This window comes from Mycobacterium sp. IDUB_37 (assembly GCF_055419245.1).
This window is the reverse complement of sequence record NZ_JBVAXG010000015.1, coordinates 58,221-71,337: the sequence shown is the minus strand read 5'-3', so window position 1 is coordinate 71,337 and position 13,117 is coordinate 58,221. Positions and strand designations below refer to the sequence as shown.

Here is a 13,117-nt window from a genome sequence, read left to right as displayed (position 1 = left end):
AAGCGTACTGTTAAAGTAGCACCGCACCGTCGACACGGCCCGTCGGCGGATAGAACTTAATCCTCGGGAGTTGATGTGACTAGCAAAGGTTCGGTGAATTCGTTCGAAGCCCGCGACACCCTCAAGGTCGGCGATAACAGTTACGAGATCTACCGCCTCGACGCTGTAGAGGGCGCCAAGAAACTCCCCTACAGCCTTAAGGTTCTTGCCGAAAATCTGCTCCGCACCGAAGACGGCGCCAACATCACCAAGGACCACATCGAGGCGATTGCCAACTGGGATCCCGAGGCAGATCCCAGCATCGAGATTCAGTTCACTCCCGCCCGGGTGATCATGCAGGACTTCACCGGCGTGCCGTGCGTGGTCGACCTGGCCACCATGCGCGAGGCCGTCGCCGATCTCGGCGGCGACCCGGAGAAGGTCAACCCCCTGGCACCCGCCGAGCTGGTGATCGACCACTCGGTGATTCTGGACGTATTCGGCACCGCCGACGCCTTCGAGCGCAACGTCGAACTCGAGTACGAGCGCAACGGCGAGCGCTACCAGTTCTTACGTTGGGGCCAAGGCGCTTTCGATGATTTCAAGGCCGTCCCGCCGGGCACCGGGATCGTGCACCAGGTCAACATCGAGTACCTGGCCCGCACCGTGATGGTCCGCGATGGCGTGGCCTACCCGGACACCTGTGTGGGCACCGACAGCCACACCACCATGGTCAACGGCCTCGGCGTCCTCGGCTGGGGCGTCGGCGGCATCGAGGCCGAGGCCGCCATGCTCGGCCAGCCCGTTTCGATGCTCATCCCGCGGGTCGTCGGATTCAAGCTGACCGGTGAGATCAAGCCCGGCGTCACCGCCACCGACGTTGTGTTGACCGTCACCGAGATGCTTCGCAAGCACGGCGTGGTCGGCAAGTTCGTCGAGTTCTACGGCAAGGGTGTGGCCGAGGTACCGCTGGCCAACCGCGCCACTTTGGGCAACATGAGCCCCGAATTCGGTTCGACCGCAGCGATTTTCCCGATCGACGAAGAGACGATCAAGTACCTGACGCTGACCGGCCGGTCCGAGGAGCAGCTCGCGCTGGTCGAGGCGTACGCCAAAGCTCAGGGCATGTGGCACGACCCCGACCACGAGGCGAAGTACTCCGAGTACCTCGAACTCGATCTGTCCACGGTGGTGCCCTCGATCGCCGGCCCGAAGCGTCCGCAGGACCGAATCCTGTTGTCGGAGGCCAAGGTCGCGTTCCGCAAGGACATCCACAACTACGTCGAGGAGAATCACCCGGCACCCGAGACGAAACTCGACGAAGCAGTCGGAGAGTCGTTCCCGGCCAGCGATTCGGTGAGTCTGTCGTTCGCCGACGACGGGGCTGTCGACGCGACACCTAGCGCCGCCAACGGCCACTCCGGCCGGCCGTCCAAGGCCGTCAAGGTGCGCTCGGCGGAGCGAGGTGACTTCGTGCTCGACCATGGCGCCGTCGTCGTCGCGGGAATCACCTCGTGCACCAACACTTCCAACCCGTCGGTGATGCTCGGAGCGGCCCTGCTGGCCCGCAACGCCGTCGAGAAGGGCCTGACCTCCAAGCCGTGGGTTAAGACCAACATGGCCCCGGGCTCGCAGGTGGTGACCGACTACTACAACAAGGCGGGCCTCTGGCCGTACCTGGAGAAGCTGGGCTACTACCTGGGTGGCTACGGCTGCACCACCTGCATCGGCAACACCGGACCGCTGCCCGACGAGATCTCCAAGGCGATCAACGACAACGACCTGTCGGTGACCGCGGTGCTCTCGGGCAACCGCAACTTCGAGGGCCGCATCTCCCCCGACGTCAAGATGAACTACCTGGCCTCACCGCCACTGGTGATCGCCTACGGCATCGCGGGCACCATGGACTTCGACTTCGAGTCGGACTCGTTGGGCAAGGACCACGACGGTAATGACGTGTTCCTGAAGGACATCTGGCCGAAGACCGAAGAGATCGAGGAGGTTATCGCCTCTTCCATCAACCGCGAGATGTTCGTCGATTCCTACGCCGACGTCTTCAAGGGCGACGATCGGTGGCGGTCGCTACCCACCCCGGAAGGCAATACCTTCGAGTGGGACGACAATTCCACCTACGTGCGCAAGGCACCGTACTTCGACGGGATGCCGGCCGAGCCGGAGCCGGTCGCAGACATCAAGGGCGCCAGAGTGCTTGCCCTGCTGGGCGATTCGGTGACCACCGACCACATCTCGCCAGCCGGCGCCATCAAGAAGGGCACCCCCGCCGCGCAGTACCTGGAAGAACACGGCGTCGAGCCAAAGGATTTCAACTCGCTCGGCTCGCGACGCGGCAACCACGAGGTGATGATTCGCGGCACCTTCGCCAACATCCGGTTGAAGAACCAGCTACTCGACGACGTTTCCGGCGGCTACACCCGCGACTTCACTCAGGACGGTGGGCCGCAGGCATTCATCTTCGACGCATCGAAAAACTATGCGGAGCAGAACATTCCGCTGGTGGTGTTGGGTGGTAAGGAATACGGCTCCGGCTCCTCGCGGGACTGGGCGGCCAAGGGCACGCTGCTGCTGGGCGTGCGCGCGGTGATCACCGAATCCTTCGAGCGCATCCACCGGTCAAACCTGATCGGTATGGGCGTCATCCCGTTGCAATTCCCGGAGGGTGAGTCGGCCAAGTCGCTCAAGCTGGACGGCACCGAGGTCTTCGACATCACCGGCATCGAGGCACTCAACGACGGGAAGACCCCGAAGACAGTCAAGGTGACAGCCACCAAGAGTGACGACTCGAAGGTCGAATTCGACGCGGTGGTGCGCATCGACACGCCTGGGGAAGCCGACTACTACCGAAACGGCGGCATCCTGCAATACGTGCTGCGCAACATGTTGAAGTCTGGCTAATCGGCACCAGGCTCGCAGGTGCCGAAAGTCAGCGAGGACCATCTGGAGGCCCGGCGCCGTCAGATCCTCGACGGTGCACGCCGCTGTTTCGCCGAATATGGCTACGACCAGGCCACGGTGCGACGGTTGGAACAAGAGATCGGCTTGTCGCGCGGCGCGATCTTCCACCACTTCCGGGATAAGGACGCCCTGTTCTTCGCGCTGGCGCGCGAGGACACCCAGAAGATGGCGGAAGTCGCGTCGCGCTCGGGGCTTATTCAGGTGATGCGTGACATGCTCGCCGCGCCTGACCAGTTCGATTGGCTGGCTACTCGCCTGGAGATCGCGCGCAAGCTGCGCCAGGACCCCGAGTTCAGCCGCGGCTGGGAGGAGCGTTCAGCGGAGTTGGCGGCGGCGACCACCGAGCGCCTGCGCCGCCAGAAGGAGGCGCACCGCGTCCGCGACGATGTGCCCAACGATGTGCTGCACTGCTATCTGGATCTGGTGCTGGACGGCCTGGTGGCCCGGCTGGCATCCGGCGAAGACCCCCAACGGCTAGCCGCGGTGCTGGACCTGGTGGAGAACTCGGTGCGGCGGCGCTAGAGCCGCTCGTCAGGCCAGCTCGATGAGGTCGCGGTAGTCCTCGGACCAGTAGTCCTCGGTACCGTCGGGCAGCAGCAGGACCCGCTGTGGGTCGAGTGCCTCTGCCGCGCCGGGGTCGTGCGTCACCAACACCACCGAACCCTTGTAGCTGCGCAAGGCGTCGAGTACCTGTTCGCGCGACGCCGGGTCCAGGTTGTTGGTCGGTTCATCGAGAAGCAACACATTGGCGGTCGATGCCACCAGGCCGGCGAGCGCCAGCCGAGTCTTCTCGCCGCCGGACAGGGTGCCGGCGGCCTGATCGAGTTGCGGGCCGCTGAACATGAAGGCCCCGAGCAGCCCGCGCAGGTCCTGTTCCCCGGTTTCCGGTGCGGCGTGCCGGATGTTCTCCCACACGGTCGCATCGTTGTCGAGCGTGTCGTGCTCCTGGGCGAAGTAACCCGTCCGCAAGCCGTAACCGGGCTCGAGACCGCCGGTATCGGGCGTCTCAACCCCGGCCAGTAGCCGAAGCAGCGTGGTCTTGCCGGCACCGTTGAGTCCGAGCACCACGACACGCGAGCCGCGGTCTATGGCCAGATCCAGTCCGGTGAATATCTCGAGTGACCCGTAGGTCTTGCTCAGTCCCTTGGCAATCAGCGGCGTACGGCCGCACGGGGCCGGGGTCGGGAACTTGATGCGGGCCACCTTGTCGGCGACGCGTTCGTCGTCCAGGGCAGCCATCATCCGATCCGCGCGACGCAACATATTCTGCGCAGCAACGGCTTTGGTGGCTTTGGCGCCCAGCTTGGCGGCCTGCGTCCGGAGTGCGGCGGCCTTGCGTTCGGCGTTGGAACGCTCGCGGCGACGACGCTGCTCGTCGGTGGCGCGGGCATCAAGATACTTCTGCCAGCCCATGTTGTAGACGTCGACTTCGCCGCGCACGGCGTCGAGGAACCACACCCGGTTGACGACGTCGGCCAGCAACTCGACGTTGTGGCTGATGATCACCAGTCCCCCGTTGTGGGACCGCAGGAAATCCCGAAGCCAGCCAACAGAATCCGCGTCCAGGTGGTTGGTCGGCTCGTCCAGCAGCAATGTCGTTGAGGATCCGGCGCCGCTGTCGGATGCGGCGAACAGAATGCGGGACAGTTCGACCCGGCGCCGCTGGCCCCCGGACAGCGTGCGCAGTTGCTGAGTCAGCACCCGGTCGGGCAGTCCGAGGCTGGCGCAGATTCGTCCCGCCTCGCTCTCGGCGCCGTAGCCACCGAGCGCGACGAAACGCTCCTCCAGCTGGCCGTATTTGCGGATCGCGCGATCGCGCTCTTTTTCATCCGCGACCTCAGCCATCAGAGCCTGCTGCTTCTCCAGATCGGTGAGCAGCGCGTCCAGGCCGCGGGCCGACAGCACCCGGTCGCGGGCCAGCACGTCGAGGTCACCCTCTCGAGGATCCTGTGGCAGGTAACCGATTTCACCTTTTCGGGCGAGCGACCCGGCATAGGGTTGACTCTCACCCGCCAGGATGCGCAGGGTGGTCGTCTTGCCCGCTCCATTGCGCCCGACCAGTCCGATCCGGTCGCCGGGCTGCACCCGCAGGTCGGGACCGTCGGGCGACAGCAGGATGCGCGCACCAGCGCGGACCTCGAGGCCCGTAGCCGTGATCACATTCGCTCCTTGCTCAAGTCGTCCGAAATGGAGGGTGTTTGCTACTTGTCGTCGGTGAAGACCGCCGGCCGCTTCTCTGCGCGCGCGGCAACTGCTTCTTCGAAGTTGGAGGTGAGCAAACGGACGTACAGCTGTCCCAGACCCTCGGCGTGCATGTGCCCCTCGAGGCTGCCAGCGTCTAGTCCACTCCACAACGTGCGTTTGGTCAACTCGATACCCGGCCTCGAGAAGGCGGCCATGCGCGCGGCGATCGCGTAGCAGGTGTCGAGCAACTGCGCGTCGGGCACCTGGCAGGACACCAGCCCGATCCGCTCTGCTTCCTCTGCGGTGACGTCGCGACCGGTCAGCATGATTTCGAACGCCCGCGACGCCCCGATGGCCCGCGGCAACAGGTAGCTCAGGCCGAGTTCGCTGGCTGTCAGGCCGTTGTTGATGCCGGCTGCCCGGAAGTACGCGCTGGTCGAGGCCACCCGGATGTCGGCGGCGAGCGCGAGGCACAGTCCCCCGCCGATGGCCGCGCCGTTGACCGCGGCGATCACCGGTTGGTGCAGCCGGCGCAGCGTCAGAATCACCTCGTCGAGAATCTCCATGGACCGCAGCGCGTAGGTCGGCCGGGTGAGGTCTTCGACGTGCGGCACGCTGCCCGCCGACTTGTGATCAGCACCCGAAGAGAACCCCCGGCCAGCCCCGGTCAGCACGACGACACGCACAGAGTTGTCGTAGTTGACCTGCTCTAACGCTTCTTTCAGCGGGATCATGACGTCGAACGCCATGGAGTTCATCCGCTCCGGACGGTTGAGGGTAACCAGAGCAATCTCGGGCCGCGGATATTCCAGGAGGACCAAACTCACCAAAGAACGGTAACGCAGAAGAAGACCTGCCAGCCCCAGCTAGCCGCCCGACCAGAACTCAGACTTCGGTGGCCTCTTCGAATTCGTAGGCTTTGAGCTGCTGCACGAGATCCTCCAATGCCGCCGGCGGGAGTGCACCCGGCTGGTTGAACAGCAACTTGCCCTTCTTGAAGGCCATCAGCGTGGGGATGGACCGGATCTGGGCCGCGGCTGCCAACTCCTGTTCGGCCTCGGTGTCGACCTTGCCGAACACCACGTCAGGGTGATTTTCCGACGCCGCCTTGAATGTCGGCGCGAACGCGCGACACGGCCCGCACCACGAGGCCCAGAAATCGACAAGAACCAGGTCATTGCCATTGATGGTCTCGTTGAACTGCGCACCAGTGAGGTCTTGGGTAGTCACGTCAGTCCTAACGTCGGCGTCAAAGTAGTTGTTCCCTAGTCGAATGTCACAGCAAGCTGGGCGTGGAGGCAAGCCGGTATTCCCGGAGATGCTGGATTAGATCGGCCATCACCATCGGATTGGCGATACCGGGCTGCTCGAACACCAGCTTGCCTTTTGTCATTGCCGAACACCGCCCGCTTGAAATCAGCGGCGGTGCGGTCCCGCGTCGCCACTTCGCCCGTTGGCTGAGCGTACGACCCTGAGCGGACGACTAACAGGATGAGCCGCAGCCCGCCAGCTGCGGTTGGTCAACAGACGCATGCCGTTGAGGGCGACCAGCAGCGTGGATCCTTCGTGACCGGCCACCCCGAGTGGCAGCGGGAGTTGGCCGAACAAGTCCCAAAGCACCAGCACCGTGATGAAGCTGCCGGCGATGGCCAGGTTGACGGTCACCACCCGGCGAGCGTGCCGGGCCAATCCGATGATGGTCGGAATGGTGTGCAATTCGTCGCGCACGGTGACGCCATCGGCGGTTTGCAAGGTGAGGTCGGCGCCGGCACCCATCGCCACCGACGTGCGAGCCGCCGCCATCGCCGGGGCATCGTTGACACCGTCACCGACCACGAGCACCCGGTGACCACCGGCCTGCAGTGCGCGCACCGCTTCGACCTTCTGCTCCGGCAACAATCCGGCGCGCACGTCGGTGATGCCGGCGTCCTGCGCGACACGTCGTGCGGCGCGGCCGTTGTCCCCGGTCAACAGCACCGGCGGCGCCGAGGTCAACGCGGTCAGTGCGGCGACGGATTCCGCGGCGTCGGAACGAATCTGGTCGGTGAGCCCGAGCACTCCAATGGCCACCCCGTTCACTACTACGACGGCAGCTGTTGCGCCGGCTTCCACGATGGCCTCGAGTTCGGGTAACGGCTCACCGCGGTAACTGTGCGGACTGCAGACCTCGACGAAATCGGACCCCACCGTCGCACGCACACCGCGCCCCGGAATGGCACGGAAGTCTTCGGCCGCCAAAACCGTGACACCGCGCCGGCGAGCCTCCGCGACGATGGCCCTACCCAGCGGGTGTTCGCTGGATTGTTCTGCAGCAGCTGCCAATTGGAGCAATCGCCGCTCATCCGCCAGGCCGGGGCACAGCGCCTCGACCGCGGTCAGCTGCGGTGTGCCACACGTCAGCGTCCCGGTCTTATCCAGCGCGACAATGCTGGTGTCGGCGAGATGTTCCACCACCACAGCGGATTTCACCAACACACCGTGCCGGCCCGCGTTGGCAATCGCCGACAGCAGTGGCGGCATGGTAGCCAGGACCACCGCACAAGGGGATGCCACGATCATGAATGTCATGGCGCGCAACAAAACCGACTGCAACGGGCACCCCAGTATCAGCGGAATCACGATGAGCGCCAAGGTGGCTGCGACCACTGTGACCGAGTAACGCTGTTCGATCTTCTCAATGAAAAGTTGAGTTTTGGCCTTTGTGGCCGACGCCTCGGCGACCAACTCGACAATGCGTGCGACAACGCTTTGCGACGGATCCCGGGTGACTACGAGATGCAGCACACCCGAACCGTTGACAGTGCCCGCGAACACCTCGTCACCGGCAGCCTTGGGCACCGGCATCGATTCGCCGGTGATGGAACACTGGTCGACCTCGGACGCCCCGGACCGCACCGCGCCGTCCGCCGGAATCCGCTCCCCCGGTCGCACCAACACTCGGTCGCCCACCACCAATTCTCCGGCCGGCACCACCCGCTCGTTGCCCTGCCGGTCGACCACAACGGCCTCTTCGGGTGCGAGGTCCAGCAAGCCTTTGACGGAGTCCGCGGTGTGTCTGGTGGCGACGTCGTCGAGCGCGCCCGACGTCGCAAAAATAACTATCAGCAGCGCTCCATCGAAGATTTGCCCGATCGCGACCGCGCCGATCGCGGCGACGATCATCAGCAGGTCCACGTCGAGCGCCTTGTTCCGCAACGCTTGTGCCCCGGCCCACGCCGAGCCCCAGCCACCGGCCAGGTAGCAAGCCAGATAGAACGTCCACCAGATGGCCTGCGGTGCCCCGTTGAGCTGGGCTACTGAACCGATCAGAAACAGCACCAGCGCGACGGCCGCCCAGCGGACGGACACCACAGACCACAGCGCGTCGCGCCAACTCATCTGGCGGGCAACTGTGCTGGGAACGCGGTCGAAAGATACTTGCGCGGTCGTTAATTCGATGGCGGTCAAGCTCATTCCGGCGGCCTCACAAGGGGTGGGAGTTCGTCAGGATGCACCGAGTGTATTGACGCAGGCATTGCCGGAGGTCTCGGTTCGATTTCGGTATGTCATTGAATTGGCCTATGGCACAACGTATGCGGTGGTGTGCGGCAGCAGTGACGTATAACGGCGCAGCAGTTTTGACGCGTCCTGCCCGCTGACCGAATCAAGCCGAATTCGACACCTGTGCAACCAAATTCATCGCTCAGCCGGTGGCATTCGGCAGGTGCATTGTTACCGAATCGCGATACAATTCTTGCTTCTCTGGTGCTCTTGGGAGGTGCGGGATGTCCTACGTCATCGCTAACGCGGAGTGGATATCGGGGGCGGCCAGCAATCTGGCCGGCATCGGATCGGCGATCACCGAAGCAAACTCGTCCATAGCCGCCCAGACGACAGCCGTGGCAGCCGCGGGAGCCGATGAGGTGTCGGCCGCCATTTCCGCCGTCTTCGCCGAGCACGGCCAGGGTTATCAAGCCCTCAGCGCCCAGGCAACCGCGTTTCACGAACAATTCGTGAGGTCTCTGTCCGGCGGTGCCCAGTCTTACGCCCTGGCCGAGGCCACCAATATCGGGCCGCTTCAACCGATACTCAACCTGATCAATACGCCTACCAATCTGCTGTTGAACCGTCCGCTGCTCGGCAACGGCGCCGATGGGACTGCGGCCAGCCCCAACGGACAAAACGGTGGGTTGCTCTTCGGCAACGGCGGCAACGGCTACTCGCATCCGAGTTCGGCCATTCTGGCGAATGGCGGCACCGGCGGTGCCGCGGGATTGCTCGGAAACGGCGGCGCTGGCGGAGCGGCCGGTGTCTTCGGGGTGGGCGGCAGCGGCGGCACCGGTGGCCTGCTATTCGGCAACGGCGGCGCCGGCGGTGCCGGTGGTGGCACGCTCAGTGGCCCGGGAGGGCGAGGTGGCTCTGCTCTGCTGTTCGGCTCAGGTGGGGCCGGCGGCGCCGGCGTTGCGGGGCGTGCCGGCAGCGGAGGCGATGGAGGGTTGTTGTACGGCAATGGCGGTCCCGGCGGACACGGCCCCTTGGGCGGCGGCAACGGTGGCAGGGCTCACTTCCTGGGTGACGGCGGCGCCGGCGGGACCTCGAGTGTTGACCACAGCGGAGGCAGCGGTGGCGACGCAGGTTTTCTCTACGGCAACGGTGGGGCCGGCGGCAGCGGCTTCGCAGATGCCAACGGCGGCGCGGGCGGGCACGCAGGGTTGATCGGAAATGGTGGCCGCGGCGGCGATGCTGGCGGCGGCGGCGACACTCCTGCTCCGGGCCCCGGCGGTGACGCGGGATTGATCGGCAACGGCGGGGCCGGTGGCGGCGGTACCGGCGGCACCTACAGTGTCGGCGGAAGGGGCGGACTACTCTTCGGCCAGCCCGGCGCAAACGGATAGCTCGGTCTGCACGAACACACCCTTCGCCACGATGCCAAGGGTTTTACCGGAGCCGAATAAATCGTCGAGCCCGAAAACGAAAATTGGACCGACCAATGAGTGCCAAAGCGCGAATTCTCATCGCCCAACCAGGTTACGATCCTTGCGTTGCTGACGCCTATGGGGAGGCCAGATGTCATACATAGTCGCTAACACGGATTTTGTTTCGCAGGCAGCGGGGAGTCTTTCTCGCGTCGGCACTCTGATCAGCGAGGCCAACTCGGCCGCGGCAGCTCAGACGACCGCTCTCTCCGCCGCCGGCGCTGACGAGATTTCGGCTGCGGTCGCGGCGCTCTTCGGCGCGCACGCCCAGTCCTACCAGGCGCTCGGCGCCCAGGCCTCTGAGTTTCACCAGCAATTCGTGCAACTGCTCTCCGGCGGCGCGCAGTCGTACGCCACAGCGGAAACGGCCAACAACGGCCCCTTGCAGCCATTCCTCGACGTGATCAACGCGCCGACCAGGGCGTTGTTCGACCGTCCCCTGATCGGCAATGGAAACAATGGAACGTCAATAAAGCCAAATGGTGAGGCCGGCGGGATCATCTTCGGCAACGGCGGCAACGGATTCTCGCAGCCCGTCACTGGGGCGACCCTCGGCGGCAACGGCGGCGCGGGCGGACTGCTGTTCGGCAACGGCGGCAACGGCGGCCAGGGCGGCGGCGCGGCCGGTGGTATCGGCGGCGTGGGCGGCTCTGCCGTACTGCTCGGCTCGGGCGGCGCAGGCGGCGCGGGCGGTATCGCTGGGTTCGGCAGTGCGGGCGGTAATGCCGGCTTGATACTCGGTACCGGGGGCCAGGGTGGCGGAGGCTTCTTTGGCGGCGGCAACGGCGGTAGGTCCTTCCTACTGGGCGACGGCGGTGCGGGTGGTCTCGCCCAATCGGCAGGTAACGCCGGAAATGGCGGCTCTGCTGGCATCCTCTTCGGCAACGGTGCCGCCGGCGGCAACGGCGGGTCAAATGGCAACGGCGGCAACGGCGGCGACGGGTCGTTCCTGTTCGGCAACGGTGGCGACGGCGGCAACGGCGGAGTTGGCGGCACCGACGGATTGGGCGGCAAGGGCGGATTGCTGGGTCAACCTGGCAAGAACGGTGTCGCGTAGCTTCCTCGCAGGTAAGCGCTTCCTGCCCCTGGTTACGGTTGCGTACGTTTTCCCCACTCAGACAGACTGTGCCCGTAAAACGGCCAATCAGCCTGAGTGGAAGGAACCGCATTGGGGCACTACATCGCCAACGTCCGCGATCTCGAGTTCAACCTGTTCGAGGTTCTTGACGTAGGTGCCGTGCTGGGTGAGGGCAAGTACAGCGACCTCGACGTCGACACCGCCCGCACGATCCTGTCGGAAGCGGCACGTCTGGCCGAAGGTCCCATAGCCGAAACCTTCGCCCTCGGCGACCGCAATCCCCCGGTGTTCGACCCGAACACACACAGCATCAGCATCGCGCCAGGGTTGGCCAAGACGGTGCAGACGATCAAAGACGCCGAGTGGTGGCGGTTGGGCCTGGACGAGGAGATCGGCGGCATGGCCGCGCCGCCGCCGCTCGCTTGGGCGGTCAACGAGATGATCTACTGCGCCAATCCGGCGGCCAGCTTCCTGATCTTTGGCCCGGTACTCTCCCAGCCGCTCTTCCTGGAGGGTAACGAGCAGCAAAAGCAGTGGGCAGCAATGGGAATCGAGCGCGGGTGGCAGGCGACCATGGTGCTCACCGAACCGGACGCCGGATCCGACGTGGGTGCGGGCCGCGCAAAGGCGATCGAACAGGCCGACGGCACGTGGCACATCGAGGGTGTCAAGCGGTTCATCTCCGGCGGCGACGTCGGCGACACCGCTGAGAACATCTTCCATCTCGTGTTGGCCCGACCCGAGGGCGCCGGCCCCGGCACCAAGGGACTGAGCCTGTTCTACGTGCCCAACATCCTGTTCGACCACGAGACCGGTGAACTCGGCGAACGCAACGGGGTGTACGTCACCGGCGTGGAACACAAGATGGGCCTGAAGTCCTCCCCCACTTGCGAATTGACCTTCGGTGCCACCGACGTGCCTGCCGTCGGATACCTGGTCGGCGACAAGCACAACGGGATCGCCCAGATGTTCACGGTGATCGAGCACGCTCGCATGACGATCGGCGTGAAGTCCGCGGGCACCCTGTCCACCGGCTACCTCAATGCCCTGGCCTATGCCAAAGAACGCATCCAGGGCGCGGACTTGACTCAGATGACGGACAAGACCGCGCCGCGGGTCTCGATCATGCATCACCCCGATGTGCGCCGCAGCCTGATGACCCAGAAGGCCTACGCCGAGGGATTGCGGGCGCTTTATCTATATGCCGCCGCACACCAAGATGATGTTGTCGCACAACATGTTTCGGGTGCGGATCCTGATCTGGCGCACCGCGTCGACGATCTGCTGCTGCCCATCGTCAAAGGCGTCGGCTCAGAGCGTGCATACGAGGTGCTGACCGAGTCGCTGCAGACGCTGGGCGGTTCGGGCTTCCTGAACGACTACCCCATCGAGCAGTACATCCGCGACGCGAAGATCGATTCGCTCTACGAGGGCACCACTGCCATCCAGGCGCTGGACTTCTTCTTCCGCAAGATCGTTCGCGACCACGGCCAGTCGCTGCAACACGTGACGACTCAGATCAACAAGACCATCGAGAACACCGATGAGTCGTTGAAGGATCAGGCCGAACTCCTGCAGGCCGCGATCGAGGACGTCACCGGCATGACCGGCGCGATGATGGGCTACCTGATGTCGGCCGCCCTGAACCCGACCGACATCTACAAGGTGGGCCTCGGATCGGTGCGCTACCTCCTCGCCGTGGGTGATCTGCTGATCGGCTGGCGGTTGCTGGCACAGGCCAACAAGGCCGCTGCGGCGTTGGCCGGCGAGCCGTCCGACAGCGACAAGGCCTTCTACCAAGGCAAGGTCGGGGTCTCGGCATTCTTCGCCAAGAACATGCTGCCGAAGCTGGCCGGAGTGCGCAGCGTCATCGAGAACCTCGACGACGAAATCATGCGCGTCTCCGAAGACGCGTTCTGATACACAGATTCCGCACAGCTCGAGCGGG

9 protein-coding genes are annotated in these 13,117 nt (G+C 64.8%); 5 read left to right on the top strand and 4 right to left on the bottom strand.

The window, feature by feature from the left end; translation table 11 throughout:
• Positions 1 to 75: 75 nt before the first annotated feature.
• Together acnA and ACZY1I_RS30880 are read left to right on the top strand one after the other, a co-directional pair.
• Positions 76 to 2,892, top strand: coding sequence for an aconitate hydratase AcnA (gene acnA, locus ACZY1I_RS30885; RefSeq protein ID WP_463761335.1), 2,817 nt, complete (start codon positions 76 to 78; stop codon positions 2,890 to 2,892).
• Positions 2,893 to 2,910: 18 nt separating this feature from the next.
• Entirely contained in the window at positions 2,911 to 3,474 is a 564-nt protein-coding gene (locus ACZY1I_RS30880) for a TetR/AcrR family transcriptional regulator (protein WP_463761333.1), read from the top strand.
• A gap of 9 nt (positions 3,475 to 3,483) precedes the next feature.
• Here ACZY1I_RS30880 and ACZY1I_RS30875 read toward each other — a convergent pair whose 3' ends face one another.
• The 4 genes from ACZY1I_RS30875 to ACZY1I_RS30860 all read right to left on the bottom strand — a co-directional run bounded on the left by ACZY1I_RS30875 (position 3,484) and on the right by ACZY1I_RS30860 (position 8,589).
• The gene (locus ACZY1I_RS30875) at positions 3,484 to 5,112 is read right to left on the bottom strand and encodes an ABC-F family ATP-binding cassette domain-containing protein (RefSeq protein ID WP_463761332.1); all 1,629 of its coding nucleotides are present in this window, start codon (positions 5,110 to 5,112) and stop codon (positions 3,484 to 3,486) included.
• Between the two features lie 41 nt (positions 5,113 to 5,153).
• Positions 5,154 to 6,002, bottom strand: coding sequence for an enoyl-CoA hydratase (locus ACZY1I_RS30870; RefSeq protein WP_463761415.1), 849 nt, complete (start codon positions 6,000 to 6,002; stop codon positions 5,154 to 5,156).
• A 19-nt stretch (positions 6,003 to 6,021) separates the two neighbouring features.
• Positions 6,022 to 6,366 (bottom strand): thioredoxin, encoded by a 345-nt coding sequence (gene trxA, locus ACZY1I_RS30865; RefSeq protein ID WP_463761330.1) that lies wholly within the window; start codon positions 6,364 to 6,366, stop codon positions 6,022 to 6,024.
• Positions 6,367 to 6,552: 186 nt separating this feature from the next.
• Positions 6,553 to 8,589 (bottom strand): heavy metal translocating P-type ATPase, encoded by a 2,037-nt coding sequence (locus tag ACZY1I_RS30860; RefSeq protein WP_463761329.1) that lies wholly within the window; start codon positions 8,587 to 8,589, stop codon positions 6,553 to 6,555.
• Positions 8,590 to 8,900: 311 nt separating this feature from the next.
• On the opposite strand from ACZY1I_RS30860, the gene ACZY1I_RS30855 reads away from it, so the two are divergent.
• From ACZY1I_RS30855 to ACZY1I_RS30845, 3 genes are all read left to right on the top strand, one after another.
• Positions 8,901 to 10,010 carry a PE family protein gene (locus tag ACZY1I_RS30855; RefSeq protein WP_463761327.1) on the top strand — a complete coding sequence of 370 codons (1,110 nt, stop codon included), beginning with the start codon at positions 8,901 to 8,903 and terminating at the stop codon, positions 10,008 to 10,010.
• A gap of 172 nt (positions 10,011 to 10,182) precedes the next feature.
• Positions 10,183 to 11,148 carry a PE family protein gene (locus ACZY1I_RS30850; RefSeq protein WP_463761325.1) on the top strand — a complete coding sequence of 322 codons (966 nt, stop codon included), beginning with the start codon at positions 10,183 to 10,185 and terminating at the stop codon, positions 11,146 to 11,148.
• A gap of 111 nt (positions 11,149 to 11,259) precedes the next feature.
• On the top strand, positions 11,260 to 13,089 hold the full coding sequence (locus tag ACZY1I_RS30845; RefSeq protein ID WP_463761413.1) for an acyl-CoA dehydrogenase: 1,830 nt from the start codon (positions 11,260 to 11,262) through the stop codon (positions 13,087 to 13,089).
• Positions 13,090 to 13,117 lie beyond the last annotated feature (28 nt).

What these genes read in the sequence shown, in the direction of transcription:
- ACZY1I_RS30860 (WP_463761329.1), bottom strand. Translation starts at nt 8,589, where the DNA reads ATGAGCTTGACCGCCATCGAATTAACGACCGCGCAAGTATCTTTCGAC.
- ACZY1I_RS30855 (WP_463761327.1), top strand. Translation starts at nt 8,901, where the DNA reads ATGTCCTACGTCATCGCTAACGCGGAGTGGATATCGGGGGCGGCCAGC.
- ACZY1I_RS30850 (WP_463761325.1), top strand. Translation starts at nt 10,183, where the DNA reads ATGTCATACATAGTCGCTAACACGGATTTTGTTTCGCAGGCAGCGGGG.